Raw genomic sequence first — 26,271 nt, forward strand, 5'->3', positions numbered from 1 at the left:
CGCGGCGGCGCACACGCGCGCTCGTGCCTCGCACGCAACCACGCCGCCGCGCATGGCGTTCCGTTGCTGCTTGCTCACAGGGCACCCTGATAGCCGCTCAGCGACGGCCATGCAGCGCCTACCGGTGCGTTAGCGCTGGCAGAAGGGGCAGGGCGCGAGGGCTGGTTTGGGGGAGGCTGTTGCTCTGGCTGTGTCTGAGCAATCTGGCCGTTCGGATCGGGCAGGTGATCAGGCTTTGCAGGATCGAACGCGCCTTCTTCGACGTAGGCCATGCAGGCTTCGAAGGACACCACCGCTCGGGTGCCCTGTTGGGTGTTGCAGCGACAGCCGTAGACCTTCCCGTCGCGGTAGCCGAGGGTGAGTCGCTTGTGGTTCCTGGCCACCATTTCAGGGTCGGTCGAGTACATGCAGGACAGGCGTGGATAGGTGACGGGCCGGGTGATTTCGTCGTAGATCGGCGCCGAGCTGGGTACATCGGGCAGGCGCGGCACCCGCATGGCTATGTACTCTTCAGGCGATAGGGGCGCGCTGTTGTTCGGGGCTGGCTGTTGCGCCACGGGTTCGCCGGTCGGTGACGTGGCGCGCGTCTGTTCGACGGGGTCGGCCTGGGGCTTGGGCGGGGCTATGCGCCGTTCATAGATGCCATAGCCAAAGTAGGCGATGCCGATGATGCAGGCGATAAAGACGAACAGCGCCCGAGGCGGCTTGAACTTCATGTGATGTTCAGAGCCTTCAGCCACGGACTGGTACACGCCGAAGTACTTCTTATCGAGCAGGATGCGCGTGGCCTGGCCGTCGCTGAAGTCGTTCTTCTTCTCGACGTCCATGTTCACGCGCTCGAACTCCCAGCGCTTGATGACCTTGCCCTTGTGGCCTCGCACGTAGTGGATATGCGAGTTGCACAGCTTGCGGAAGTGGGTGTCGATCAGGCCGGGGTTCTGGGTGATGCAGTGCAGCTCATGGCCGCGATGGCGCATGGTTTCCAGGGCGCTGGCGTAGGCAGGCACGGCAGATCCAGCAGGACGCACCCGGAAGAAGGTCTGCGCTTCGTCGATGACGATCATCGCGTTCTGCGGCAGTTCGTACCATTTCTGCGGATCGTCGAACTCTTGCCAGACCGCCTCCAGCACTTCGGCGTTCGGGTCGAAGCCGCGGATGTTGTGGTAGTAGACCGGGCGGCCTTCTTTCGCGGCTTTGGCGTCTACTTCCTTGATGGTGTTGAGGGTCTTGCCGTTGCCCTGCAGACCCGTGCGCAGGACGAACATCAGCCACCTGCCTTGTTCAGCAGGGCGAGGCTGGTGATGGTGCCGGTGACGCGATCCATACCGGCCAGCATCAGGCGGGCGATGATGGCGGCAATGATGATGTTGATCGCTACATCGACCTTGGCCATGCCGAGGATGGCCGCGACCGGTGGCGGGATGGCACCGAACAGGCCTTTGACGTAGCCGTCTACGGTGTCGATCAGCTGGCCGATACCGACATAGGCGACATAGGCAAAGCCCAGGGAGGCCAACGCCCGGAAGACCAGCCCGGAGACGATGGAGCCGAGGAAGGTGGCAAGCAGTGGTAGTAGTGGCATATCAAGACCCCTTGATTCCGCGTCCGATGGAGACTGCAAAGAAGATCGAAGCCAGGGCGACAATCAGCGGGCCGATGGCTTGGGCGAAGCGGCAGGCGGGTTCCCAGCTAAACGAGTAGCTGCGCCCCATGACGGAAAAGCTCTGAGGAGACGGGCAGGACTGCGGCAGCCAGCGGCCTTTGTTTACGGCTTCGGTAAACAGGCCGCTGACGGCGATGGGCTTCTCTTCAAGCTGGTAGTCCTCGCCGGCCAGCTCGCTCTCAATGTCGCGTTTGATCTGTTCGTCGTATTGCCATTGGCAGATCTGGTTCTTGTTGGCGCGCAGGATGGCGCACTGGATGACGTCGCCAGTGCACTTCAACTCGGTGTCACAGGCTTCACCCTCAACGCCGGGCTTGATGCACTGGTTCGGGTCCGTCTTGGGGTCGCAGTCATCATTACCTTTGCATTGATTGGGATCGGTCTTGGGATCGCAGTCGCCACCACCCGCACCCTTGCATTGATTCGGGTCGGTAGCGGGGTCGCATTCGTCATCCCCGGAGCCATCGCCGTCTCCATTCCCGTCACCTTCGCCATCTCCGTCGCCGTTCTCACCATCGCCGTCTTCGCCGTCACCATCATCGGGTGGACAGACTTCGCCAGTGCTGGGGTCGCAATCCTCGGGCGGCTTCGGTACGCAGGTAGTACCCGACCACACATGATCGTCACCGCAATCTGGGGGCGGGTCAGTTGGATCGGTAGGATCTGTCGGATCAGTCGGAGGCGTGCCGCCGGTGGGGTTATCGCCCGGTTGGCATTCAGCGCCGGTGTACTTGCCTACCCCCCAGCAAACGCCGGTTTCAGCCCCTTCCGATACCGGGGCACATTGCGAGGTGCCGAGTTCGATACGGCAACCGGCCTCACAACCATGTTCGATAGGACCGAGGCCGTTGAGGTCGGGACGCAGCATTGACCAGGTGGTGTCCTGGCCTGCCTTGGATTCGCATTGAGAGGGGGCTTCACACCCACCCGTTTGAGGGTTGTAGTTTTGCCCCTCGCAGCCATCACCTCGCCGTTGAGCTGAGTTGCTCCACCGACCATACGGCTCAAGTTGACCACTATAAGGGTTGCGATTGAATCCGAGTGTCTCGCACGTAAAGGACGTGTCACTGACCTTGATGGTTTTGTGTTCGAGCTTTTCATAACTGGCGGAATGGATGGCCGCGTAATATTGATGGTTCGCAGCACAAGCGGACACCGCACTTGGGTAGCGGGTGTTTGCCGGCTCGGGGAAGGAGACGACCCAGTAATAGACTTCAGCCTGGGCTGAAGACACCCCACCGAACAGCACGCCGAGCAGGACAAACAGTGCAGTGATAATCCGTGGCAATCCACCCTGGCGCATCTCACACCCGCCCAAAAAACAAAGCCCAGAACGCCATGACGATGATGATGGTGGTCAGCATGTTGGCGTCCATGAAAAGCCCTTATGTGAAAAAGCCCGATAACGAGTTACCGGGCTGGTTGGTTGCAGCCGGCCTTACAGCGCGCGGCGGATGAACTTGAAGGCGGCGATGGCGATGATCACGCCGAGGACGATGCCCGCGACCTCGACGCCATCGGTCTGCGCATCAGTGAGGGCAGTGGTCACGCCGGACGGCAGGGCTGCATGGGCTTGCTGTACGGCCAGCAGGCCAACAGCGGCGGAAGCACCGAGCGAGCGGCGCAGGGTTTTCAGGTGTTGCATGGGTGTGTCTCCTACAGGTTGAGTGCCTTTTTCAGCACGAGAGCGCCGAAGACGATGGCGAACAGCACCAGGGCGTGTTCGCGGATCTGCGCATGGTCTTCAGCGGTTAGCCCGGTCGGGCTTATCTCACTGAGCGCGACGGTGGAGAGGGTGCCGACACAAACCGGGGTCTGGCCTGCGCTCTCCCATACGCCGTCGCACACAATGAAATTCATGGCGCCCCCTTACTCCGCCTGGCTGGGGTCGCGCAGAACCTCAGCCAGGTCGGTGCAGTCGGGGCAGATGACGAGGGCGGGCGCCTTGTTCAGATCGGGCAACAGGTCGGGCTGAGGGGCGGACTGGTTGTAGAGCTGGCCCATGGGCTGCCCACAGCAGTCGCACAGCACGCGATCAACGATCAGCACGGCGGCGCCCTCCCGTTAGGCCTTGGCCGCGTCCGGTTGAGCACCGGTCGGCTTGGGCTGTTGTTGGGAGCCTTGCGGGGCGGCAGGCTTGCCGGCCTGAGCGGGCTTGGCCGATTCGACGTGCAGGACGATGAACTTGCCGGCGTTCTTGGAGCCGCGTTCGATCTCGACGGTTACGCGGGCGGTTTCCAGCACGTCGAGGCCTTTGCAGGCGTTCCACACTTCTTCGCGGACGTCTTCGGAGACTTGCATCGAGAGCAGCGAAATACCCACGTCCTTTTCGCCGTCCGGTTCGTCGCCCAGGTACAGCTTCACCAGATCCACGTTGTCGAACTTCACGCGCTCAGCGCTGATGAATGCCAGTTCCATAGTGGTGCGTGCCATGTTGTGTTTCCTCGCTTGGTTGCGCCTTATTGCGCGGGTTTGCCTTTCAGCAGGCCGAGCGGGTCCACACGGGCAAACTTCGCGGTTTTTGCCCAGGTGGGGTTCTCGACTTGCCGAGGTTTTCAGTTAGCGCCGCTGGTACAGCGGGTTTGGTTCAACACCAAGGGCTTTGCCCTTGTCATCCCACTCTTGCCGCCGAGGGCTCGGGAGCGCGGGGCGGTGAAGCTGCCCCACACTCACGAGCGGAGGCTATTTAAGGTGGTGGGCGTTCAAGGGTGCGCTCCGCCCGTGCTTCCGTTCGCCGGATCGGTGAAGCGTGATCCGACGAGCCGGGAGCGCGGCCCTTGACCTGTTCAGCATCGGCGGCGTTGGACAGATCGCTGGGGGCGCACTGGTGAACGACCTTGGCCATTGCCTGATAGAAGTAGTCATCTACGGTCTCCAGCAACGAAACTGCTTGCCACGTACCGAACACGCAGCCGACAGCAAAACCGATAAAGCCCCAAGGCGCGGAATGCCAGAGCAGGGCGACCAGATAGCGGCCGAGGTGGAAAGAGACGGTCATGCGATCACCCCTAGAACGGAAACTCGTCCGTTGGTACGGAGGTGGCGGTTTGATAGGCAACGCTCCAGAACGCTGGCGGTCGGCGCGGTGGCTTGTGTTTCGCGCAGATGAAAGCCGGCTTCACTTGCCAACGTCCGGTCAATAAGTCCCTTAAGACGTGCACGGGGCGGCAATGGCTGCATGGTGTGGACGGGCAGGCTTCGGGTTGAACCATCGCGCGTCGGGACCAGCACACAGAGCAGTCGCAGTTGTCGGCGTGCGGCTGGCGAACGTACTGGCTCAGGCTTTTCATTGGCCGACACCTCTGGCTTTACCTGGGCGAAACTGGCTTGCAGGCGGGTGACAATTTCGGCGTTCAGGGAGCGGTTAGCCTGTTTGGCGGCTTGCTCTACCTGGGCGCGAAGGGCTGGCGGCATACGCAGCTTGAATTGCGGGTCAGTGCGGCTCATTTACTCACCTCCGGCTTTGCATTGAGGCGAAGGCGCTTGCAGGCCGCGCAGTTGTCCGGGCCATCGTCTTTAAGGTCGTAGAGATGGCCCGTATAGAGCCAATGACCACAGATGGATCGCGCATCAACAAAGTAGTGGGCTTTGCGTGCCAGCGCAGGGAAGCCCCAACCAGCTTTGTGAGTCGTCATGCCGTCCACTCCTGTTCCAGCAGCCAGGAGCGGAGCAGGGCGCTATTGACCATGCGACGCTTGCCTAGCTTTACGGTGGGGAGAACGCCTTTCATTGCCCAGGCACGTGCGGTGCCGTAGCTAAGGCCGTTTCGGTCGGCCCAGGACTCGACGGTTTCCACGTCCTGTTGCGGGCCTATCAGCTTCGAAGGTTCCAGCTCTTCCAGTTCCATGCTCGTTCCGTCACTATTCGTGTCATTAGGACAAAATGTCCTAACGACAAATTATTTGTCGTCGTCAGCAATCCTAATGACAAAATATTTGTCTATCAAATAATTTGTCATTGCTTTTTAGAGCATTTTGGAATGATCGAGGAGAGGCTTAGAACTCTTGTCCGCCACATCGGCGCATCGAGGCTGGCTCAGGTAACTACGATCAAAAATCGTCGTAGATGGCAGACGGTGGCCACCGAGATGAAGGTGAAGACCCGAATCGAGGATCTAGAAGAGCTACTCAAAGCCTTCCCTCAATACGAGCTATGGCTCTGGAAAGGTGAGGTAGATCCTTCTAGAGGCCAGGTTTCACCTGGATATGAAGACGCCGATTCAAACTTGCACGATCAAAGCGCGGGATAGCGATTACAGAAGAAGTGGCCAAGCGCTGGTTTAGGCGTGGCAAGTAGATAGGGATATAAGCAATGGCAAGATTTCTCAATACAAGCGCAACAAACTATTTTCTGGAAGAGCTGATCAAGAATGCCAAGGAAAGGCTGGTTCTCATAAGCCCATTTCTCAAGCTAAATGATCGAATAAAAGAACTTCTTATAGATAAAGATCGATTAAAAATCGATGTGCGCATTGTGTACGGTAAGAGCGAGCTTCAGCCGGAAGAGATACGATGGCTGAATGAGCTGGCATATGTACGAACTAGCTTCTGCAAAAATCTACATGCAAAGTGCTATTTGAATGAAGAGCTGTGCATTATTGGTAGCCTGAATTTGTATGAGTTTAGCCAGGTTAACAATAACGAAATGGGCGTACTGATTGAGCGCGGCTCAGATATTGAGCTGTATAAAGATGCCTATGAAGAAGCGCAGAGAATAATCAGGATCAGCGAAGAGGTTAGGATCAGTCTTGAGCGAGTCAGCAATGACTCCGAGAAGGATGAGGATGGCTCAGATGACGAGAAGACGACCAAGCTAACCTCTTCGAAACTAGGGCAGCGATACAAGCTAAAGGCAGCAGAGTTCCTAGAGAAAATGGTCGAGTTGGAATATCTAGAGTTGAATGGCGGCAAGCATCAACTAACAAAGAAAGGTGTGGATATTGGTGGTGAGCTCAAAGTAAGCCCGAAGTTTGGCGCTTATTTTTTGTGGCCTGAAGATATGAAATTGTAATTTTGTCATTTCTCATGCGGGAAATTAAGGCAAAGGTGCGGCTATAGGCTGCACCTTCCAAAATAGTCGTTAGCAATGAGCATATCAGGCTTTGTACTTCTCGTAAGCGTCTAGATACAGGCGGTCTGACTCATCGCGAAACTGACTACGCTTTTGGTGGAGATCCAAGAGTTTTTCACTAATGCTCTTATATATAATCTGGTGCGCTTGATTTTTTAGTTCTACATCGTTGTATTCATCTATCTCGAATCCGTCCTCCAAGGCTGAGTTAACTAATCTCAACAGGACAGTCTTGTCAATTTTATCGATGCTTTCATATCCACCGTCGGCAGTTGCAAAGTAGCCTTGGCTGTTCTCAATTTTTAATATTTTCATACCCATTCCTTCTGTCCACATAAGCGGCTTCACCCGCTTCTAGTGAGTCCATGGTTGCTTGAAAGTTATTGATTCTTTTGCCATCAGTAGATATTAGCTCTTTGTCAGATGGGTGGCCCGAATATCTTCTGTAAATGATTCCATCTTTGCTGGCTTCTTTGGAAGTAAAGATAATGTAATCTGCCTTGATGGAAGCTCCAACTACACTATTGTGCGTAACAATGATGACAGGCATGGTTTTAGATATCTCTTTTAACATTTGATTAACTTCACTCTTTAAGAAAAGGTTGTCAAAAGAGGATTCAGGCTCGTCTATCAATAGATAGTCGTAATTTTGAGCATTTTTTATTTCTTGCAATAATCTGAACTCTGACCTTTCTCCTCCGGAGACTTTGAATCCATCCTTGTTTAATATTTCATACTCGATACAGGTGAAATACTTGTAGAGCTCAGAAGGAGCGAGTTGTTCGTTGTCTTTCAGCGCGGCAAGGTACTTATACGGCTGGCTGTATGATTCAAATGCATTGCTAAATGCAATGTTGCGGCCGCTTGCAGTTTTGACTTCTCCGGGCCTGGCAAATGCTCGCTGTTTCCCTACAACCTTGAATCCTTGAAAGCTCTCTTCGAATATTATTTTCTCCCGCTGTATGAATTCGGTGATTTCAGTAAATCTTTTGATCTTTTTGCGATCATACATGACCTGATAAAGGTCAACGTCTTTAATTTGGGTGGCAGAGGTTCTTAGCTGAAGTTTGTTCCTAATATCTTTGATAGTGTCATTGGTGAGGTTTCTTTTCTTTCTTTCGTAAGCTTTAGTCCAAAGAAGCTCTATTAACTCACAAGCCAGTGCCTTTAGTGAGCTAATGTTGATATGCTTGTCTATAATGTTTCTATATTCAATGTTTTCAATTAGTTGGATAGTGGACTTTATAAGGTCACTAAGAGCTAGATCTTCACCAACTTCATATAGCGTCTCGTTGAATAGCGCTACCTTAGAGAAAGCGTCAAATTTCTGTACTTCCTCAGCTGATTTTAAAAGGCTTTCTAAATAGTCTGTAACTTTGCGTTGATTGACTTCTATGTCAATGTTTATGACGTCATCAATAACCGATTTGAATGGTGCTAGATGGTTGTCAGCAAATATGCTTTTTTGGCGAGCGATATCAGCATTGAATTCCTTCTCATATTCTGTGTCATCTCTTTGCACAAGAGAGAATTGGCGGATATATTTTACATTTTCGTAGTCATCATTAATTTGGGATAACGTTACAGTTTTTCCAGAGGAACGAGAGCCTAGAATAATGTTCAGTCCAGTGGATAGTTTTTGGCCGTCCTCAAATATCTGGAAAAGGGAATTCCCATCTGATTCTGATAAGGCTACTTTTGTTCTGTCGAGAAGGCTGAACTTTAGGGACTTTAAAGAGAGGTCGCCGCAATCGACGTAGGTCTGCCTCGTTGGGAATTTCTTAAGGCTGTCAGATATGCGGAGGTCGCTAAATATTACGGGTGTAAGTTCGGTGTTGTCTTTGGCTAAGCGAACAAATTTTTTAGGGCTGTCAACCTCGCCTGTAGAGATGAACTCCCTGAGTTTCTTTATTGTTTCTGTGTGAAGGGAAGGTCTCTTGTCGTAGTGAGGGATTACCAAATATTTATTTAGGTCGCCGAATATCTGAATGAGATCGCTAGTGCTTATAAAGTCTCCAACTTTTGTTATCTTGCTTGATACAAGGTTTGACTTAAGTTGGAATTCTTCTAGGTTTTCATTTTCAGATATTATGAGTATGTGGCCGCTTTCGAGATTTATTTCGATTCCTGGGAAAACTATGCAATCTAGTGTTTCTGATATTTCATTGAATTGACCGAGGTCGAACATGTCGTGATTGGTTATTGCAATAGCGTCAAGCTCGGCTGAAACAACATATTCTCTAAGTTTGTCCAGTGAGAAATTAAAGTGCGAATCACTGAATGTAGGTATGGTGTGCATGTGGAGGTCGATTTTCTTCAATTTTCACTCCATAAATAATCAGAAGAAAATACTGTCGCAGTATGCTCCATAACCGCGGCGTGCAGCCTGAAAGGAACGGAGACTTACTTGACTAGCTTGGAGGTGACTTATGCTTCTCGCTTCTGAATGGCGCTACTGAGTCGTCGCTTTCTTTCACAAACATTACCACCTAGAAAGCAAAGCTAAGGGGGTAGAAGGCTAAATGTCTAGCTGTGCTACCAAAAAATGTCGAAATTAAATGAGGCGAGTAGGCGATGGGAGTAGGAAGCCCGTCCCGAGATGGTTTGTAAGGTACTGGAGCGCGGCTTGAACTAGCTTTCTTGAGTGGTGCTGAGCCACGTAGGTAGATCTTTCATTTCGTGCAGAACCCGCCAAACATCAATGTGGGTGTCTTGTTCAACGTAGAACACAAGGTAGGGATAGCGCTGGAGTGGCCAGGAGCGCAGGCCGGGCAGATCCAGTTCATGGGCGTAGCGTGCAGAGCCGGAGGCAGGGTGGCGGCTGATCTGCTTGTAGGCACGCTCCAGGGCATCAACGAAACCTAGCGCGGCTTTCTCAGCCTGTTCTTCAAGGTAGTAGGCAATGGCGTTGTCTATGTCTCGGTTAGCTAACTCACGCGGGATGACGAGCTTTTGCTTCATCCTTGGGCGTTCCGCACGCGGGCACGGAGCGATTCGAAGTAGTCAGCATCGGCAGGGGCGGCGGGAGCGGATGCAGCACCGGCAAGCAGCAGGCCACGCAGGTGTTGGCGGTCTTGATCCTTGCGAATCAATTCGCGGACGTATTCGCTGCTGGTGCCGTAACCGCGCTGGTTCACCTGTTCATCGACGAAGCTCTTGAGGGTGTCCGGCAGGGAGATATTCATGGTGCTCATTGGGCGTGCCTCTTGCCAAATTTTGCCAAAGTCTACACCCGTTGGCTTACACGATGGAATGGTGTGAGCAGAGGCACGCAACCGAAGGCGAGACTATCTCAGGGGGCGGAGTCTTTCTTCTCTGGGCGGAGCAGTGACGATAGCCGAGCTGCAATCAGTTCGGACTCAGCCAGCAATTGGACGGACTCTTGTTCCCAGACAGGGACCAGGCCTTGCAGGTCTTGTTCTTGATTAGCCCGCAGGCACCACTGATAGCGGTCATGCCAATCGCCAAGCACTGACTGCATCTGCTTGAGTGCTTGAAAAGTGGCAGACGGCAGCGGTGACAGGCGTGGGAAGGCTTCAGCGCAATAGCGAAGACGTTTGGCGAGCAACCTTAGTTCGTGCGGATCGTGGTTGGTGTTGCCAAGCGCAGACATTAGCTGTCGAGACTGCTTGGTAATCTGGTTGACGATCCTGATGGCGAGGTTGTCGAAGTCGCCTTCTCGCTGAGCCGCACGAAACTCGTCAGGCCATAGATCAAGGCGCGTAAAGAGTCGCTCAAGCTCAGGGGAGGCGAGTATGTCTCTGTAATGCGAACGAAGCCGACCCAAACGAGCACTGCAACCAGCAGCAAGACCACGCCGGCCAAGCTCAGCAGCAAGAACTTCAAGGTCGCGGACGGGTGTGGTGATCTGGCCAACCTCTGATGCTGCATGGCGAAGCGGTACAACAGCCGGATGCCGCCTTAGAGGATGGAGAAGACTGCGAACACGGCGCACAGCAATGCGCAGGTCATGTAGTGCTTCGGGGTCGCTATCAGCCTCTAGACGAGCCTTGCAGGCGTAAAGGTTGACCTGCAGAACGAGCACTTGAGAAAGCATCTGATCGACAAGCGGCATGGACCACATCCTGTAAGAGTCATCGCCAGGGGCGGTTCAATATCATCACAGAATGCAGGTGTTTCAGCGAGAGGGGGAGGGATGGGCAAAGGGTCACTAAATGTTGACTGATAGGGCGCGCTTGGCGGATGGGTCGAATACCTCGTCGCGAAGAATGCGGAGGTCTACGGCGTCTTGGTTCAAGCGGTGAATCAGTCGAAGCATGTGCTGGCGTAGCACCTCGTCTCGGGTGTTCTCTGCAGCTCGCATCAGGGTGAAAGCGGCGTCTTCGTTGTTGGTTGCGATGGAATCCAGCGTCTTGCGTACATTGCGAATCAAGGTGAAACCCTCGGTTTAGACGGCCTGCAAGGTACTGAGCGAATGTTTCTAAAATATTGCAACGAATCAGCGAGCGGACGGATGGACACTGGAAAAAAACTGGCTATTGTCATGAATCTGCAATGCGGTAGAGCGAGAGTGTGAGTGCACTCCATGCAAGTTGGTGCAGCTCATACTTCTTAGGCAAGGCCAACCGTATGGTTGGTCTTTTTTTTGCCAGATTTTTGCAACCTAGACCATTGTGTTATGGAGGCAGCATGGATATTTCGATTGAGAAATCTGATGGCAGAGAGTCTGAGCAGTGGGTCGTTAGTGCAGGTTCGTTGACCTTGTGTTTCAGGGATCAGAGGTCCGCCATGGAGTTTTCTAGCAAGCTGAAAGAACGAGTGGAGTCGCCTCATTCGCTGCCTGTGATCGAGTCAGAGGCATTTGCGCAGGTAGAAAAGCTCAGCTGCGTAAGCTGACCACACGGCTCATGTGTCGAAAAAGTGTCGAAATCATAGAGCCTGATAGCGACGAATCGAGATGGTGAGGGTAGCGCAAAGCCCGTATTGAGCGGGTTTGGCACGGAATGACACGATACCGAAACGGGTTCGAATCTCTTCTTCACCGCCACTTTCGCAATACCTAAAGCCCCGAGAGCTGAGAAGCTCTCGGGGTTTTTTGTTTCCAATTTTTATTCCTCTCTGTTGCCCTAATCGCATGCGGATGCGTACGTCCGGCTGGCGGATTTCTTCGCAGTCGAGCTGGAGCCATTGGCAATGTCCATTGTCACTATCGAAACCACTGATTTTTGTCTGGCCAGCCGGCGGCCTAGAGTTGGCTCAACAAATTCAGTTGATTTGGAGGTCGTCATGCCCCGTATCGATGTGGTTTCCCTGGTGGGCAGCGCTGTACCTCCTCAGTTGAGGGCCAATGGTCGTATGGTCTGCTGGCTGCTGTTGATCGATGGCCAGCCCGTGGCCGGTCCCTTCGTTTCCCGCGAGGCGGCTTTGGCATGCCAAGCCGTCTGGCTACTCAGCAGTGGCATTCGCCGTGAGGGCGATTCATTGCTGGCTTGATTCATCGTTTTACCCCGCGCCTGCTCCAGCGCTCCCCTTGGCCCGCCTCAGGCGGGCTTTTTCTTGTCTGCCGGGTAGAATGGCGAACATTTGCTAAAAGGGGCGCAGCGTGGCCAGGTGGGACATTTTCTGCAGCGTGGTGGACAACTACGGTGATATCGGTGTCACCTGGCGGCTGGCCCGGCAACTGGTGGCTGAGCAGGCCCACTCAGTGCGACTGTGGGTCGATGAGCTGGACGCGTTCGTGCGTTTGTGCCCTGACGCAAGCATTGGCGCCGAGTGTCAGTACCAGGCCGGCGTAGAGGTCCGTCAGTGGCGTGAGCCGTTCCCTGTGGTTGAGCCTGCCGAGGTGGTGATCGAGGCTTTTGCCTGTCAGTTGCCGCCTTCCTATATAGAAGCAATGGCCCGCGACGGTACGAAGCCTTTGTGGCTGAACCTGGAATATCTCAGCGCCGAGGTATGGGTCGCGGGCTGTCATGGGCTGCCGTCACCGCAGCCGGGGGGCTTGCAGAAGTTCTTCTTCTTTCCCGGGTTCGTAGCGGGTACGGGGGGATTGTTACGCGAGGCCGATTTGCTAACGCGACGACGCGCCTTTCAGGGCGATATGTCGGCGCAGCAGGCATTTCTGCGTTCGCTGGGCGTGACGCGTCAGGCTGGTGCGCGGCTGATTTCCTTGTTCGCTTACGAGAATCCTGCGCTGGCAGGCTGGCTGGATGCGCTGGTGGCTGACTCGCAGCCCACTCAGCTGCTGGTGCCTCAAGGCAAGGTCCTCGGCGATCTGCAGCGCTGGTTCGGTGAGACGCAACTGGCGCCAGGTGATCAGCGTCATCGCGGCAATCTGCAGATCCACGTTCTGCCTTTCGTCGCTCAGGACGATTATGACCGCCTGTTGTGGTGTTGCGATCTCAATGCCGTGCGCGGCGAGGATTCCTTCATTCGCGCGCAGTGGGCGGGGAGGCCGTTGCTCTGGCACATCTATCCGCAGGAAGAAGGGGCGCACTGGGACAAGCTCGAAGCTTTTCTTGCGCTCTATAGCCCTGAGCTGCCGCCGGAAATTTCGGCCGCGCATGCCGCCTTGTGGCGCGCGTGGAATGCGGGGAGGGAAATGGAGCAGGCCTGGTCTGACCTGCAAAGCGCATGGCCGACACTGCAGCGACATGCCGAGCGCTGGTGCGATATACAGGCCGATCGGCCGGACCTTGCCACAGCGCTGGAACAGTTTTATCTAAATTGGCTATCATACGCGGCCTAGATTTCTGTACCTCCCGCATATTTCGGATATCCGCATGAAAACTGCACAAGAAATGAGAGTCAACAGCGTGGCCCTGATCGACGGCCAGCCGTGGCTGATTCAGAAGGCCGAGTTCACCAAGTCCGGTCGTAACAGCGCCATCGTCAAGATGAAGCTGAAGAACCTGCTCAACGGCTCCAAGACCGAGACCGTCTACAAAGCCGACGACAAGATGGAGCCGGTGATTCTCGAGCGCAAGGAAGTGACCCTGTCCTACATCAGCGGTGACGACTATGTGTTCATGGATCCGGAGTACAACTCCTACGAGCTGCGCGCCGAAGACCTGGAAAGCGTTCTGCCGTTCATCGAAGAAGGCATGACCGACGTCTGCGAAGCCGTGTTCTTCGAAGGCAAAGTGATCTCCGTTGACCTGCCGACCACCATCGTGCGTCAGGTTGTCTACACCGAGAACGCTGCTCGTGGTGACACTTCCGGCAAGGTGATGAAGCCTGCCAAGCTGCGCAACGGTACCGAGATCAAGGTTGCCGAGTTCGTCGACATCGACGACTGGATCGAGATCGACACCCGTGACGGTTCCTACAAGGGCCGCACCCAGGCGCCGCAAGCCTGAGCTTGAGCGTCATGAAGAACCCGGCCTCGCGCCGGGTTTTTTGTGCCCGTTTTTCAGCTTCATCCCGGATTTACTGCTGTGGGGCCGCGAGGTTCGCCTGAAGCGCCTGATCCCAGGGTGGCGGGAAACCGAAACGCTGCTTGAGAAAGCTCAGCAGCAGGCGTGTACGTGGGCTGGCTTCGCGCTCCAGGCGTAGGGCGTAGATGTTCACCGGCTCGGCCGCCGGAAGGCCATGTTCGCAGAACAGCGGAATCAGCTCTCCACGTTGCAGGTGCTCGCTGCTCATCCAGGTCGGCAGGTGAGCCACGCCCAGACCGGCGAGGGCGCTGAACAGCAGGGTTTCGGCGTTGTTGCTGGTCTGGCGCAGACGTTTGGGTTTGCACAGCTGCAGCTTGCCATCGACTTCGAAACGCCAGGCATAGGGTGGTGCGAGGCTGTCCCAGTCGAGGCCGTCGTGTTGCTCCAGCTCCAGCGGGCTTCGCGGAATACCGCGCCGGCGCAGGTAGTCGGGGCTGGCGCAGACGATACGAGTCATCGAGGCCAATGGTGTTGCGACCAATCGGCTGTCGGGCAACGGGCCGATGCGCACGACGATATCCACTTCGCCCAGGTGCTCGCCTTGCAGGTCGATGAAGCTGTCGATCAGACGCAGTTGTACGTCGAGACCGGGATTGGCGCGCAGGAAGTCGGCAATCGCCGGGGCAAGATGACGACGGCCGAAGGGCGAGGGCGCGTCGATGCGGATCAGACCTTCCGGTGCGCTGCTCAGCGACACCGCCTCGGCCCGCGCCAGGTGTAGCTCGGCGAGAATGCGCCGGGCTCGCTCGGCGAAGGCCAGACCTGCAGGAGTGACACGTACTGCGTGGGTGGTTCGGCTGAACAGGCTGCTGCCCATGGCGCGTTCCAGCGCGTCTATGCGCCGGGCCACCGCCGAAGGCGTGAGGGGATGGCGTCTTGCAGCGGCAGAGAAGCTGCCGGTTTCCAGCACGTCGAGGAAGAGTTCCAGCTGGTCGGTCAGGGCATCGGGATTCATGAGAGTTTGCTTATGCGGAATCAGCAAAGCCATTTTGCGCTGTTGTGCGTTTCCGCGCTAGCCAGCACTCAGTAACATGCGCGCACTGTTCGGAGGTGCCATGAATCTGTTCGACCTGTTGCTGAATCTGTTGCTGGGGCTGGGCCTCGGAACGCTGGGTGGCCTCTTCGGGATCGGCGGCGGTCTGATCGCCATTCCGGTGCTGGGTATCGTTTTCGGGTTGGATCAGCAATTGGCGCAGGGGACCGCGTTGGTCATGGTGGTGCCGAACGTGATGTTGGCTATCTGGCGCTACCACCAGAGAAACCGCATCGATCTTCGGCATGCCCTGCTTCTGGGTGTCACCAGTTTCTTCTGCGCGTGGCTGGCTTCGCTGTATGCCGTGGAGTTGGACTCGCGCACCATGCGCTGGGCGTTCGTCGGTTTTCTGTTGGCGCTGGCGGCCTACAATCTGTTGCGCATGCTGATGGCTCAGGCGCCTGTCAGCGGCGAACTGCGTCACCACTGGGGCTGGTTTGGCGTACTGGGCGGGGTTTCAGGTGCCATGGGTGGTCTGTTCGGTGTCGGAGGCGCGGTGGTGGCCACGCCGGTGCTCACCAGTGTGTTCGGCACTACCCAGGTGGTGGCGCAGGGGCTGTCGCTGTCACTGGCGTTGCCCAGCACGGGGGTGACACTGCTGACTTATGCGTTGCACCAGCACGTCAACTGGTGGATGGGCATTCCGCTGACCGTCGGAGGCCTGCTCAGCATCAGTTGGGGCGTGCGCCTGGCCCATTCGCTGCCTGAACGCCTGCTACGCAGTATGTTCTGCGGCTTTTTGCTGCTCTGTGCGCTGCTGCTCGCACTGGAGTCGAGCGGCGGCCTATAGGCGGAAACCTTCGACGATGTGATCGGCCAGGCATTCGGTGACGGGTGACTGGCTGCCCTCGTTGCGCAACAGGACGATGCTGGTCAACGGTAGCAAGGGCAGACCTTCAGCTTCGCCGAGGATGCGCAAATCCGGGGTGATCAGACTTTGCAGTTGCGCGGTGACGGCCAGACCGGCGCGCACCACGGCGAAGAGCGCCGACAGGCTGGGGCTGGTGTAGGCGATGCGGTAGGGCCGGCCAATGGCGTCCAGCGCGTTGCAGGCCCACTCGCGGCAGAAACAGTCGGCATTGAACATGGCCAGCGGCATCGGGTTCTGTTCATGCGGGGCAAAACCCTGGGCGACGGCCCAGGCGAAGCGTTCCTGGCGCAGCAGTTGGCCGATCTCCTTGCCGGGCTGGCGGGTGACGATGGTCAGGTCGAGATCCTGGCGCAGCAGCAACTGACCGGAAGGCTCGCAATGCACCTCCACCTGCACCAGCGGGTAGGCCTGGGCGAAGCGCGAGAGAATCTCCGGCAGAAAGCGCATCACGTAGTCGTCCGGCGTGCCGATGCGCACGGCACCGACCATATGCGGTTCGCGCAGGGTGTTGAGCACTTCGCCGTGCAGCTTGAGGATGCGCCGGGCATAGCCCAGCAGCACCTGGCCCTCTGGCGTCAGCCGCACCTGGCGGCCGTCGCGTTCGAATAGCTGGCGCTGTACCACGTCATCTTCCAGGCGCTTCATCTGCATGCTTATGGCCGACTGGGTGCGATTGACCGTCTCCGCAGCGCGGGTGAAACCGCCGGTGTCGGCGATGGCAACAAAGCTGCGCAGCAGTTCGGTATCGATACTGGCGTGGTAGGCCATTCATCAATCCTCAAGATGGATTGCATAAGAAACATTCGTTGGATTGATCTTAAGCCTGGACTGAGACTGACGCCAACCCCACAGGGAGGGCGAAAAGATGAAAGGTCAGAAAGGTTACGCGCTGGCTAATGCCATCCACTTCGAACGTCTGCCGTCATTGGCTGGACTTTGGCGTATGCTGCGGCGCTGGCGCCAGCTGGCTCGTGAGCGGCAGCAGTTGGCGCGGCTGGATGACATGGCACTGAAGGATCTGGGATTGTCCCGGGCCGATGTGTTGCAGGAAGCGGAACGGCCGTTCTGGGATGACCCGCTGCGAAAGTGAGTGGCAACGACTGGAGTTTTTGAATGACCGCGGTACGCAAGGGCGCCGATTTTTTTCTGTTCCAGCTGATGCTGTTGTTGTGCGCCATCTGGGGTAGCCAGCAGGTGGCGATCAAGCTGGCGGCCGACGATATCGCGCCGATGCTGCAGGTAGCCCTGCGTTCCGGCATCGCCGCGCTGCTGGTCGGCCTGCTGTTGGCGTGGCAACGCGGCTGGCGCGAATGGCTGGGCTGTACCTGGCTGGCCGGTGTGTTGGCGGGCGTGCTGTTCGCACTGGAGTTTTTCTTCATTGCGCTGGGTCTGCGCCATACCACGGCTTCACACATGGCGGTGTTTCTTTATACAGCGCCGATCTTCTCGGCGCTGGGGCTGCACCTGATGCTGCCCAGCGAGCGTCTGCGCCGCCTGCAATGGTTGGGTATTGCGCTGTGTTTCGGCGGCGTGGTGATGGCTTTCGGCGTGGGCGGTAACTGGGCCCAGATTGATGCCGGCATGCTGCTTGGCGATGCGCTGGGGCTGTGCGCAGGTATGGCCTGGGGCATGACAACAGTGGTGGTACGTGGCTCGCGTCTGTCGGAAGCGCCGGCCGGGCTGACGCTGTTCTATCAGCTGGCAGTGGCCTTCTTGCTACTGCTCGGCTACGCGCTGGTGGTGGTCGATCTCGGCCAACTGCGTTGGACTCCGCTCGCCATCGCCAGCATTCTGCTGCAGGGCGTGGTGGTGTCGTTCTTCACCTACCTGGTGTGGTTCTGGCTTTTGCGCCGTTATCTGGCGTCGAACATGGCGGTGTTCTCGTTCATGACGCCGCTGTTCGGGGTGACCTTCGGCGTGCTGGTGCTGGACGAGCCGCTGACGCTGAACTTCGTCATCGGGGCCGTGCTGGTGCTGTCGGGTATCGCCCTGGTCAGCAGCGAGGCCTGGCTGCGTCGGCGCCTGGCAGGCTGGCGTGGCATAGCGCAGCAGCCCTGATCTTTTCGTTTGCACGGAGGCTGAACAGTTGTCCGTATATCACCTGGCCCAGCTGAACATTGCCTGGATGAAGGCGCCACTAGCGTCGCCGCAGATGGCTGATTTCGTCGCCAACCTTGAGCGCATCAATGCCCTAGCCGAGGACTCGCCCGTTTACATCTGGCGTTTGCAGGACGAAGCGGCCGAGCGCCTGGCCCATCTACGCGAGCACGGTGCCACGGAGCATGCATTTACCTTTCGCCATGCGTTTGCGGCGCCGGCCTGATAGGCTGAGTCGCCATGACCGACTCTCTTTCCCTCGCCGAAGCTCGCCGCCTGGCCCTGGCGGCTCAGGGCTTTGGCCGAACCCCGCGCGGGGCCGTTGCCCACAAGCACTTGCAGGCGCAGATCGAACGTCTCGGCGTTTTGCAGATCGATTCGGTCAACGCCCTGGTGCGAGCGCATTATCTTCCGGCGTTTTCCCGGCTCGGTCATTACCAGGCCGAGCATCTCGACGAACTGGCCTGGAGCCGCGGGCGGCGCCGTCGTCTGTTCGAATACTGGGGGCACGAAGCCTCGTTGTTGCCGCTGGAGCTATACCCGCTACTGCGCTGGCGCATGCGTAGGGCCGCCGACGGCCTGGGCATCTACCGGCAACTGGCGAAGTTCGGTGTGGAGCGGCGCGACGTGATCGAGTCCGTGTTGCAGGCCGTGCGTGAGCGCGGCGCGTTAGGTGCCGGTAGCCTCAGCAGCCGCACCGAGAAGGCCGGCCCCTGGTGGGACTGGAGCGCTGAAAAGATGGCGCTGGAATGGCTGTTCGCCGCAGGTGAGGTGACGGTGGCTGGGCGGCGGGGCTTCGAGCGTTTGTACGATTTGCCGGAGCGGGTGATACCGGCGGCGATGCTCAACCAGGCCGAACCGGATGAAGACGAGGCGCAGAGGCGCCTGTTGCTGCGCTCGGCTGATGCCCTGGGCGTGGCGACCGAGAAAGACCTGCGCGACTACTACCGGCTCGATGCCGGTGACAGCAAGCGACGTATCGCCGAACTGGTGGAGGCCGGCGAGTTGCACGCGGTTAGGGTGCAGGGCTGGCGGCAACCTGCGTACTGCCGGGGCGAGTCGCGCATTCCGCGACGAGTGCGCCATAGCGCATTGTTGTCGCCCTTCGACTCGCTGATCTGGGAGCGCGACCGTACACAGCGGTTGTTCGACTTCCGCTATCGCCTGGAAATCTATACCCCGCAGGCCAAGCGTGTGTATGGCTACTACGTGCTGCCATTTCTGCATCATGAACGCCTGCTGGCGCGGGTGGACCTGCGTAGCGAGCGAGCAGCCGAACGCCTGGCGGTACATGCGGTGCATCTGGAGGATGCGCCGTTGAGCGAGGAAGCGTGCCTGGCGCTGGGGGATTCACTGCGTGCGCTGGCGCACTGGCTGGGGCTGGACGAGGTGTGGCTGGCGCCGAGCGTCAGCCTGCGCGGACTAGTGGGCTAGCCGCCATTCACAACTTCAATTCATCGAGGCGCCGGATGTTCGGCCTCGTCTGGCAGGTGTAGTACAGCGGTGAGCCGCTGGGAAAGGGGCCGCGTTGCAGCCCCTCGAGGCGCTTACTTGGCAGCCAGACGGGTACGCATGTTGTTGGCACGGTCGCTGGAGCCCGGGTGCGAGGAGAACATGCTGCCCTCGCCGCCGCCCAGCTTGGCCAGTTTCTCGAACGCTGTGACCAGGCCTTCACGCGGGATGTTGCGCTGAGTCAGCAGGTCGAAGGAGAAATTGTCGGCGGCGTTTTCCTGGCTCTGGGAGAACTGCGCATTGACCAGTTTCTCACCCAGGGCACCGATCTGCGATGCGGACAGGACGGCGACGGTGCTATTGCCGGAGCCGGCAGCGGCATTGCGCGCCGCGTTGGTAGCGTAGGCGGTCTGCATGGCCTTCTTGCTGTGACCGAGGGCGACGTGACCGATCTCGTGTCCGAGCACACCTTCCACTTCGTTGTCGGTCATCAGGTCCATCAGGCCGCTGTAAACACGTACGCAGCCGTTGGCCATGGCCCAGGCGTTGACATCATCGGCCTGGTAAACCTTGTAGGTGATCGGCGTGCCGCTGATCTGATGGCCGAGGTTGTTGGCGATCTTGTCCAGGCGCTTGGTGTAGGGGCTGTTCGGGCCGGCGATGTTGGCCTCGGCGTCCATCTGGGCGCAGGCCTGGTCGGCCATGCTGCGCACTTCGGCGTCACTGAGGGTGACCGCCTGTACGGCCATCAGACCGGATTGCAGCATGGCGTCGGGAGACATGTTCTGGCAGCCGGTCAGCAGAGCGGCGCCGGAGAGGGCGAAAGCGGAGAGGGTGGTTCGCAGTTGCATGAAGCATCGTCCTTGTTGGTGGTGTTGGCCGCGAGTCCTTTCCGGCTGGGTAGCATTTTCGGCACCTGCACGGCGCTCGCGTTGGGGTGGCATTATGCCTGACAGGGCTCAGAAGAAGTGCGAGCCGGTTCGCGCCCTGGCCGCTGGCCAGGCGCAGCGATTCAGCGGCGGACCTGCTTCAGCGTATCGGCGATCATGAACGCCAGCTCCAGGGACTGGTCGGCATTCATGCGCGGATCGCAATGGGTGTGGTAGCGATCAGACAAACCGTCCTCGGTGATCGGTCGCGAGCCGCCGATGCACTCGGTGACGTTCTGGCCCGTCATCTCGATATGGATACCGCCGGCGTAGGTGCCCTCGGCCTGGTGCACGGCGAAGAACTGCCGTACCTCGGCGAGGATCTGTGCAAAGTCGCGGGTCTTGTAACCGCTGCTGGCCTTGATGGTGTTGCCGTGCATGGGGTCGGAGCTCCACAGCACCTCGCGGCCCTCGCTCTTGACCTTGCGCAGCAGGCGCGGGAAGTGCGCCTCGACCTTGTCGGCGCCCATGCGCACGATCAGGTTGAGGCGGCCCGGGTCGTTGTCCGGGTTGAGCGTGTCGATCAGGTGAATCAGCTCGTCCGGATCCATGCTCGGACCGACCTTGACCCCGATGGGGTTCTCGATGCCGCGCATGAATTCGACGTGCGCGCCATCCAGCTGACGGGTGCGGTCACCAATCCACAGCATGTGCGCCGAGCAGTCGTACCAGCGGCCGGTGAGACTGTCACGGCGAACGAAGGCTTCCTCGTAGTTGAGCAGCAGAGCTTCGTGGGCGGTGAAGAAGCTCACTTCGCGCAACTGCGGCGCGCTGTCCATGCCGACCGCGCGCATGAAGGCCAGGGTCTCGTCAATGCGATTGGCGAGTTGGTGGTACTTCTCGGCCAGAGCCGAGTTGGCGATGAAATCGAGGTTCCACTGGTGCACTTGGTGCACGTCGGCGAAGCCGCCCTGGGCGAAGGCGCGCAGCAGGTTGAGGCTTGCGGTGGCCTGGTGATAGGCCTGCAGCAGTCGCTCCGGGTCGGGTACGCGGCTGGCAGCGTCGAAGCCGATACCGTTGACGATGTCGCCACGGTAGGCGGGCAGGGTGACGCCGTCGATGGTTTCGCTGCCGGATGAGCGCGGCTTGGCAAACTGGCCGGCCATACGCCCCACCTTGACCACCGGGCACCCGGCGGCGAAGGTCATGACGATGGCCATCTGCAGCAGCACCTTGAAGGTGTCACGAATCTTCGCCGCGGAAAATTCGGCGAAACTCTCGGCACAGTCGCCGCCCTGAAGCAGGAAGGCGCGCCCCTGGGTCACTTCGGCAAACTGACGGCGCAGCTCGCGCGCCTCGCCGGCGAACACCAGCGGCGGGTAGCCGGCCAGGGTCTGCTCGACGCGGGCAACGTGGGCGGCATCAGGGTATTCAGGCTGCTGCTGGATGGGCTTGACCCTCCAGCTATCGGGACTCCAGGCGTGCGACATGCTGCGTCTCTAGCGATTGATCGACGGAGGCGCATGTTAACCGATAAGCCCTGTAAGCCGTATGGGTACATGCGCCTGCTGCCGCGCGATGCATCATGCGGTCGCTGCACCACCGAACTGCGGTGCCGGCTGCTGGCGCAGCAGCACGTCGCGGCTTGGCAGGAAACGGCCGTACTGCTGGATCTTGCCCAGCTCGTCCGGGTATTCCAAGCCACGCTGATAGGCGATGCGGCCATTGATCAGGGTCATCTCCACCGCGGCATCGTTACGTTTGACCACCCGTTCCAGGCCGAGCACCTCCATCGGCGCCTCGTGCAGTTCGTCCAGACTGTCGTCGAGACCTTCGGGGTTGATCAGGACCAGATCGGCGCGGTCACCGACGCGTATGTAGCCGGCGTCCACCCCGATGAAGTCGGCCAGTTCACCGCTGCAGCGCCGCACCGCCTGGCCCAGCTCCATGAACGGCTCGTTCGCCAGCTCGGCGTCACGCACGTACTTGAGAAAGCGCAGCGGGAAGTTGTACTGGGCGATGGAGCGCAGGTGCGCGCCGGAGTCGGCGAAGCCCGGGTGGGTCCAGGGGCTGGCCAGCAGCTTGCGCATGATAGGTTCGCGCTGGTTGCCGTAGCAGGTGGTCCACTTCAGGTCTTCGCGGTATTGGCAGGCCAGCTCGAAGTAGGCGTCCACCGCATCCAGGCCGCGGCTTTCGCCGAGCTGTTTGAAATTCTTGCCGACCATCGACGGGTCCGGGCACTCGGTTACCCAGCAGTCGGAAAAGTCGCGGTGCCACAGGCCCTTGGTGAGGATGGCCTTGACCTGCTTCTTGAACAGGGCGCGGAACTCCGGCTCTTTGACCTTGGCATAGAGTTCGTCCGGGTCCTTGATGTTGCGCAGGATCTCGCCGGCACCGAACTCCTCGAAGGCGTTCACGTTGAGCCCTTCCAGGCGCAGGGTGAAGGGCGCCGGGAGGGTCTGCCAGCGGAAGTGGCCGCGCAGCACCTTGTTGGCCAGCCAGCCGGAGAGACGGGTGAAGCGGTGCAGCAGCGGCTGCGACTTGAGATCCAGCGCGGTGAGCATGGTGCACTTGAGTGGCTTGCGGAACCAGCCGTGGGCCTGCCAGAGGAAGGCGAACACGTTGACCTTGGTCACCGCATTGGGCGCGCCCTGCAGCACGGCACCGCGCCTACGGAGGATGGCGAACAGCCGCGAGAACTCCTTCCAGCTGGCGAAGGTAGAGGGCAGCGGGCTGGACCAGGCCCGGTCGCCGTCCATCTTGTCCAGCCGCGTGGTCATCACCGAAAGGCCGATGCAGCCGGCGTCCAGTGCTTCTTCCAGCAACTGCTCCATGCGCTGCATTTCCGCTTCGGTCGGCTTGACCCGGCTGGTGGCACGCTCCAGGCCCATGACCGCCACGCGCAGCTCGGAGTGACCGAGGAAGGAGTTGACGTTGGGGCCAAGCGCCAGCTGGTCGTAGAAGGCGCGGTAACCAGCCGCGTCACGCCAGGTCTTCTTCTCCTGGAGGATCGGCAGCACGTATTCGCGCGGTACTGCCTCGACGCGGGTGAACAGGTCGGAGCAGTCCTCGGCATCGGCCAGCACCATGCTGATCGAGCAGGAGCCGATGGTGACGGTGGTCACGCCGTGGCGCACCGATTCCTTCAGCGCCGGCGCGGCGATGACCTCCGCATCGTAGTGCGAGTGAATTTCCAGAAAGCCCGGAGTGAGCCATTTGCCGGTGGCGTCGATGACGTTCGCACAGCCGCTTTCGTCCAGCGGGCTGAGGCTGAGCACGTCGATGCGGCCATTGCGGATGCCGACATGGCGTTGCACGCCGGGTGCGCCGGTGCCGTCGAAGTACAGGCCGTTCTTGATGATGATGTCGTAACTCATAGCAATCTCCAGGGCGCCAGCAGCAGGATGCCGGTGGCCAGCAGCAGGATGTAGATGGCGATGCGGAAATGACGCTCGTCGAAGCGCCGGTGCAGGCGTTCGCCGAGCCAGACGCCAAGCAGCAGCAGCGGGGCGTAGCCAAGCACTTGCGGCAGGGCGGGTTGCAGGCGTCCGTCGAGCAGGAAGGCGAGGGTCAACAGGCTGTTGAGGGTGAACCAGACACTGATCAGGGTGGCGCGCAGCCGGGCTTTGTCCAGTTGGGTGCCCGCCAGGCCGAACACCAGTAACGGGCCGCCCGAGGCGAACAGACCATGGCTGAGTCCGGCTCCAAGGGTGATCAGACGAGTCAGCCACTGTGGCCGGACCGGCAGCACTGCGGCATGGCGCAACCGCCAGAGCTCGCGTCCGGCGAACCAGAGGATGAGTGCGCCAAACACTGACTTGAGCGCCTGGGTGTCGAGGTAGGGCAGCAGCCAGTAGCCCAGCAGGGTGCCGGCCACCATGCTCGGCAGGATGGTGCCGAGCAGCAGGCGCACGTCGACCATGCGCCAATGGCGATACACCAGATAACCGGTCATGCAGATGTTCAGTGGCACCAACACTGGCAGCAACTGATCGATTGGCAGCAGCAGGGCGCCCAGTGACAGGGCGATGACGATGCTGCCGAAGCCGGTGATGGCCTCCAGCGTATAGGCCAGCAGTATGAATGCGCCCAGCGCATAGGGAACAAAGGCGCTCATGCCATCTCTCCGGCGAAACGCTGACTCATCTTGCGGTAGTAGAAACCGGGAGCCAGGCGCCAGAGCAGGCTGGCCAGCCAACTGCCGCGATCGGGGAACAGCCGTTGCTGGCGCCGATGCAGGGCAGCGACGATCTGCGCGGCCATCCAGTCGGCACCGCGAATGGCGCCGACGGTCGAACGTGCATGTGCAGCCGGCCTGCCGTCCGCGCCCAGCGCGTTGCGCTCGATTGGGGTGTCGAGAAAGCTCGGGTAGACCATCAGCAGGCCGATGCCGTCACGGGCGATTTCCGCACGCAGCACCTCGAAGGCCTGGCCCAGTGCGCTCTTTGCCGCGCAGTAGCCGGCACGGCCGAGCACCGGCATCCAGCCGGCCATCGAACCGATGGCGACGACCTGCCCGGCGCTTTCGCGCAGCAGCGGCAGGGCGGTCAGGGTCAGTTCCAGCGGCGCGTGGAAGTCCACCGCCATGACCTTGCGGAACACCGCCGGTGCGGTGTTTACGGTGGGCGACCGATGGGTGATACCGGCATTGTTGATCAGCACGTCCAGGCGACCGAAGCGAGCACGGCAGGAGTCGATCAGCTGCTTGTGCAGCGCAGGGTCGGTGATGTCGCCACTGAGCCCCAGAACGCGTTCCTCGCCCAGCTCGGAAACCCGCGCGGCCAGGCCGTCTGCGTCGATGTCGGTGAGCAGCAACGCATCGTCGCGGGCATGGCAGGCACGTGCGAGCTGCCAGCCGAGGCCGCTGGCGGCCCCGGTGATAAGGGTCACGCGCATCAGGATTCTCCCAGCTGCGGTATCGCGGCCGGCTCGCCTGCCGGCGGACGGCGCGACCAGAACCAGGCCAGGCTCAGCCCCGATACCAGGTGCCAGCAGCCCCAGAACGCCGCGATCAGTACCATACCGCCGGCCTGCGGGAAGAAGGTGAAGATGATCACCAGCCCCAGGGCGGAGTTCTGGATGCCGGTTTCCAGCGTCACGGCGCGCGCATCCTCTTCGCTCAGGCGGGTCAGGCGCGCGCTGCAGTAACCGATCAGCAGGGCCAGCAGGTTGTGCCCCACCACCAGCCAGAAGAACAGGTGGAAGTGGCTGACGAACTGGTCGAGGTTGCGGCTGAAAGCCAGGCCAACGAAACCCAGCATCACCGCCAGACTGGCCAGGCGCAGCGGTTTTTCAACGCGCAGGGTCAGCATGGGGAAGCGCCGGCCGATGGCCATGCCGGCAATCAGCGGTACACCAAGCACCAGCACCACCAGTAGCAGCAGGCCCAGCGGGTCGATGTCGATTTCGGTGAGCAGCGGTCGGGTATGCGGGTTGAGCCAGGCATACAGAGCGAAATTAAACGGCGTCAGTACGCTGGCCGCCAGGCTGGAAACGGCGGTCATGCTGACCGATACGGCCACGTTGCCGCGCGCCATCCAGGTCATGATGTTGGAGAAGCTGCCGCCGGGGCAGGCCGCGACCAGGGTCATGCCCAGTGCCAGTTCCGGCGGAATCCGCAGCAGCCAGCAGGCCAGGCAGGTCAGTGCCGGCAAAAGCAGGAACTGCGCCAGCAGGCCGATGAAGGGCGCACGGGGAGAACGCACGATGCGGCGGAAATCCTCGGCGCGCAGTTCGAGCGAGACGCCGAACATCATCAGCGCAACGATCAGGTTGATCAGCACCAGGCTGCTCGGGTCGAAGGCGATTCTAACCTCGTCCAT

Annotated in this window: 33 protein-coding genes and 1 pseudogene; 9 read left to right on the forward strand and 25 right to left on the reverse strand. The window is 59.2% G+C overall.

From position 1 onward, the window contains the following. Positions 1-74: 74 nt before the first annotated feature. The 12 genes and pseudogenes from OEG79_RS10035 to OEG79_RS10085 form a co-directional block, all read right to left on the reverse strand. A complete protein-coding gene (locus tag OEG79_RS10035; protein WP_264148573.1) occupies positions 75-1,265 on the reverse strand; it encodes a zonular occludens toxin domain-containing protein in 1,191 nt (396 codons plus the stop codon). Next, on the reverse strand, positions 1,265-1,582 hold the full coding sequence (locus OEG79_RS10040; protein ID WP_264148574.1) for a DUF2523 domain-containing protein: 318 nt from the start codon (positions 1,580-1,582) through the stop codon (positions 1,265-1,267). The genes OEG79_RS10035 and OEG79_RS10040 overlap by 1 nt, the downstream gene beginning before the upstream one ends. Before the next feature lies 1 nt (position 1,583). Beyond that, positions 1,584-2,966, reverse strand: coding sequence for a virulence factor TspB C-terminal domain-related protein (locus OEG79_RS10045; protein WP_264148575.1), 1,383 nt, complete (start codon positions 2,964-2,966; stop codon positions 1,584-1,586). A 135-nt stretch (positions 2,967-3,101) separates the two neighbouring features. After that, the gene (locus OEG79_RS10050; protein WP_264148576.1) at positions 3,102-3,308 is read right to left on the reverse strand and encodes a major capsid protein; all 207 of its coding nucleotides are present in this window, start codon (positions 3,306-3,308) and stop codon (positions 3,102-3,104) included. Between the two features lie 11 nt (positions 3,309-3,319). After that, positions 3,320-3,523, reverse strand: coding sequence for a hypothetical protein (locus tag OEG79_RS10055; RefSeq protein ID WP_012018527.1), 204 nt, complete (start codon positions 3,521-3,523; stop codon positions 3,320-3,322). Positions 3,524-3,532: 9 nt separating this feature from the next. After that, complete coding sequence (locus OEG79_RS10060; protein WP_241351298.1) at positions 3,533-3,712, reverse strand: hypothetical protein; 180 nt, start codon at positions 3,710-3,712, stop codon at positions 3,533-3,535. A 15-nt stretch (positions 3,713-3,727) separates the two neighbouring features. Then, positions 3,728-4,096, reverse strand: a complete 369-nt coding sequence (locus OEG79_RS10065) for a hypothetical protein (RefSeq protein ID WP_264148577.1) — start codon at positions 4,094-4,096, stop codon at positions 3,728-3,730. 253 nt (positions 4,097-4,349) lie between these two features. Next, entirely contained in the window at positions 4,350-4,661 is a 312-nt protein-coding gene (locus OEG79_RS10070; protein WP_264148578.1) for a hypothetical protein, read from the reverse strand. Positions 4,662-4,671: 10 nt separating this feature from the next. After that, positions 4,672-4,953: a lysogeny maintenance protein PflM gene (pflM, locus tag OEG79_RS10075; RefSeq protein ID WP_318840882.1), complete on the reverse strand. Its 282-nt coding sequence runs from the start codon at positions 4,951-4,953 to the stop codon at positions 4,672-4,674. 82 nt (positions 4,954-5,035) lie between these two features. Beyond that, positions 5,036-5,110: pseudogene (locus OEG79_RS21200) on the reverse strand (Arc family DNA-binding protein); the annotation flags it as partial. Further along, positions 5,107-5,298: a hypothetical protein gene (locus OEG79_RS10080; RefSeq protein WP_264148579.1), complete on the reverse strand. Its 192-nt coding sequence runs from the start codon at positions 5,296-5,298 to the stop codon at positions 5,107-5,109. The pseudogene OEG79_RS21200 and the gene OEG79_RS10080, both read right to left, overlap by 4 nt. Beyond that, on the reverse strand, positions 5,295-5,510 hold the full coding sequence (locus OEG79_RS10085; protein WP_264148580.1) for a DNA-binding protein: 216 nt from the start codon (positions 5,508-5,510) through the stop codon (positions 5,295-5,297). The genes OEG79_RS10080 and OEG79_RS10085 overlap by 4 nt, the downstream gene beginning before the upstream one ends. 464 nt (positions 5,511-5,974) lie before the next feature. Between OEG79_RS10085 and OEG79_RS10090 the strand changes: the two genes are divergently transcribed. Beyond that, complete coding sequence (locus OEG79_RS10090) at positions 5,975-6,673, forward strand: phospholipase D family protein (RefSeq protein ID WP_264148581.1); 699 nt, start codon at positions 5,975-5,977, stop codon at positions 6,671-6,673. Positions 6,674-6,757: 84 nt separating this feature from the next. Here the strand turns inward: OEG79_RS10090 and OEG79_RS10095 are convergent, their stop codons facing one another. The 5 genes from OEG79_RS10095 to OEG79_RS10115 form a co-directional block, all read right to left on the reverse strand. Beyond that, positions 6,758-7,048, reverse strand: a complete 291-nt coding sequence (locus tag OEG79_RS10095) for a hypothetical protein (protein ID WP_264148582.1) — start codon at positions 7,046-7,048, stop codon at positions 6,758-6,760. Then, positions 7,029-9,053: a phosphotransferase gene (locus OEG79_RS10100; protein ID WP_264148583.1), complete on the reverse strand. Its 2,025-nt coding sequence runs from the start codon at positions 9,051-9,053 to the stop codon at positions 7,029-7,031. Before OEG79_RS10100 ends, OEG79_RS10095 begins: the two co-directional genes overlap by 20 nt. A gap of 311 nt (positions 9,054-9,364) precedes the next feature. After that, entirely contained in the window at positions 9,365-9,694 is a 330-nt protein-coding gene (locus OEG79_RS10105; protein ID WP_264148584.1) for a type II toxin-antitoxin system RelE/ParE family toxin, read from the reverse strand. After that, a complete protein-coding gene (locus OEG79_RS10110) occupies positions 9,691-9,927 on the reverse strand; it encodes a type II toxin-antitoxin system ParD family antitoxin (RefSeq protein ID WP_233685779.1) in 237 nt (78 codons plus the stop codon). Before OEG79_RS10110 ends, OEG79_RS10105 begins: the two co-directional genes overlap by 4 nt. Before the next feature lie 98 nt (positions 9,928-10,025). Further along, on the reverse strand, positions 10,026-10,808 hold the full coding sequence (locus OEG79_RS10115) for a CHAD domain-containing protein (RefSeq protein WP_264148585.1): 783 nt from the start codon (positions 10,806-10,808) through the stop codon (positions 10,026-10,028). Between the two features lie 1,172 nt (positions 10,809-11,980). Between OEG79_RS10115 and OEG79_RS10125 the strand changes: the two genes are divergently transcribed. From OEG79_RS10125 to efp, 3 genes are all read left to right on the forward strand, one after another. Next, a complete protein-coding gene (locus tag OEG79_RS10125) occupies positions 11,981-12,187 on the forward strand; it encodes a hypothetical protein (RefSeq protein WP_264148586.1) in 207 nt (68 codons plus the stop codon). Between the two features lie 109 nt (positions 12,188-12,296). Then, complete coding sequence (gene earP, locus OEG79_RS10130; RefSeq protein ID WP_264148587.1) at positions 12,297-13,439, forward strand: elongation factor P maturation arginine rhamnosyltransferase EarP; 1,143 nt, start codon at positions 12,297-12,299, stop codon at positions 13,437-13,439. 34 nt (positions 13,440-13,473) lie between these two features. After that, positions 13,474-14,049 (forward strand): elongation factor P, encoded by a 576-nt coding sequence (gene efp, locus OEG79_RS10135; protein WP_264148588.1) that lies wholly within the window; start codon positions 13,474-13,476, stop codon positions 14,047-14,049. A 70-nt stretch (positions 14,050-14,119) separates the two neighbouring features. Here efp and OEG79_RS10140 read toward each other — a convergent pair whose 3' ends face one another. Then, entirely contained in the window at positions 14,120-15,082 is a 963-nt protein-coding gene (locus OEG79_RS10140) for a LysR family transcriptional regulator (protein WP_264148589.1), read from the reverse strand. 100 nt (positions 15,083-15,182) lie between these two features. Between OEG79_RS10140 and OEG79_RS10145 the strand changes: the two genes are divergently transcribed. Then, on the forward strand, positions 15,183-15,950 hold the full coding sequence (locus OEG79_RS10145; RefSeq protein ID WP_264148590.1) for a sulfite exporter TauE/SafE family protein: 768 nt from the start codon (positions 15,183-15,185) through the stop codon (positions 15,948-15,950). Here OEG79_RS10145 and OEG79_RS10150 read toward each other — a convergent pair. Beyond that, positions 15,945-16,799: a LysR substrate-binding domain-containing protein gene (locus OEG79_RS10150; protein ID WP_264148591.1), complete on the reverse strand. Its 855-nt coding sequence runs from the start codon at positions 16,797-16,799 to the stop codon at positions 15,945-15,947. The genes OEG79_RS10145 and OEG79_RS10150 overlap by 6 nt on opposite strands. Before the next feature lie 97 nt (positions 16,800-16,896). Here OEG79_RS10150 and OEG79_RS10155 point away from each other — a divergent pair, with 97 nt between their 5' ends. From OEG79_RS10155 to OEG79_RS10170, 4 genes are read left to right on the forward strand one after another with little or no spacing between them, the layout of a single operon-like run. Further along, entirely contained in the window at positions 16,897-17,121 is a 225-nt protein-coding gene (locus OEG79_RS10155; RefSeq protein WP_264148592.1) for a DUF1127 domain-containing protein, read from the forward strand. A 23-nt stretch (positions 17,122-17,144) separates the two neighbouring features. Next, a complete protein-coding gene (locus OEG79_RS10160; protein ID WP_264148593.1) occupies positions 17,145-18,089 on the forward strand; it encodes a DMT family transporter in 945 nt (314 codons plus the stop codon). A 28-nt stretch (positions 18,090-18,117) separates the two neighbouring features. Next, positions 18,118-18,354: a DUF3291 domain-containing protein gene (locus OEG79_RS10165; protein ID WP_264148594.1), complete on the forward strand. Its 237-nt coding sequence runs from the start codon at positions 18,118-18,120 to the stop codon at positions 18,352-18,354. A 14-nt stretch (positions 18,355-18,368) separates the two neighbouring features. Then, positions 18,369-19,562, forward strand: a complete 1,194-nt coding sequence (locus tag OEG79_RS10170; protein ID WP_264148595.1) for a winged helix-turn-helix domain-containing protein — start codon at positions 18,369-18,371, stop codon at positions 19,560-19,562. A 113-nt stretch (positions 19,563-19,675) separates the two neighbouring features. Here the strand turns inward: OEG79_RS10170 and OEG79_RS10175 are convergent, their stop codons facing one another. The 6 genes from OEG79_RS10175 to OEG79_RS10200 form a co-directional block, all read right to left on the reverse strand. Next, positions 19,676-20,431 (reverse strand): M48 family metalloprotease, encoded by a 756-nt coding sequence (locus OEG79_RS10175; RefSeq protein WP_264148596.1) that lies wholly within the window; start codon positions 20,429-20,431, stop codon positions 19,676-19,678. 161 nt (positions 20,432-20,592) lie between these two features. After that, positions 20,593-21,939, reverse strand: coding sequence for a class II 3-deoxy-7-phosphoheptulonate synthase (locus OEG79_RS10180; protein WP_264148597.1), 1,347 nt, complete (start codon positions 21,937-21,939; stop codon positions 20,593-20,595). A gap of 93 nt (positions 21,940-22,032) precedes the next feature. Further along, complete coding sequence (locus tag OEG79_RS10185) at positions 22,033-23,826, reverse strand: N-acyl-D-amino-acid deacylase family protein (protein ID WP_264148598.1); 1,794 nt, start codon at positions 23,824-23,826, stop codon at positions 22,033-22,035. Next, positions 23,823-24,566 carry a sulfite exporter TauE/SafE family protein gene (locus OEG79_RS10190; protein WP_264148599.1) on the reverse strand — a complete coding sequence of 248 codons (744 nt, stop codon included), beginning with the start codon at positions 24,564-24,566 and terminating at the stop codon, positions 23,823-23,825. The genes OEG79_RS10185 and OEG79_RS10190 overlap by 4 nt, the downstream gene beginning before the upstream one ends. Beyond that, the gene (locus OEG79_RS10195; RefSeq protein WP_264148600.1) at positions 24,563-25,345 is read right to left on the reverse strand and encodes an SDR family NAD(P)-dependent oxidoreductase; all 783 of its coding nucleotides are present in this window, start codon (positions 25,343-25,345) and stop codon (positions 24,563-24,565) included. The genes OEG79_RS10190 and OEG79_RS10195 overlap by 4 nt, the downstream gene beginning before the upstream one ends. Continuing rightward, positions 25,345-26,271 (reverse strand): bile acid:sodium symporter family protein, encoded by a 927-nt coding sequence (locus OEG79_RS10200; RefSeq protein WP_264148601.1) that lies wholly within the window; start codon positions 26,269-26,271, stop codon positions 25,345-25,347. Before OEG79_RS10200 ends, OEG79_RS10195 begins: the two co-directional genes overlap by 1 nt.

The organism is Pseudomonas sp. Z8(2022), from assembly GCF_025837155.1.
Lineage (GTDB): Bacteria > Pseudomonadota > Gammaproteobacteria > Pseudomonadales > Pseudomonadaceae > Aquipseudomonas.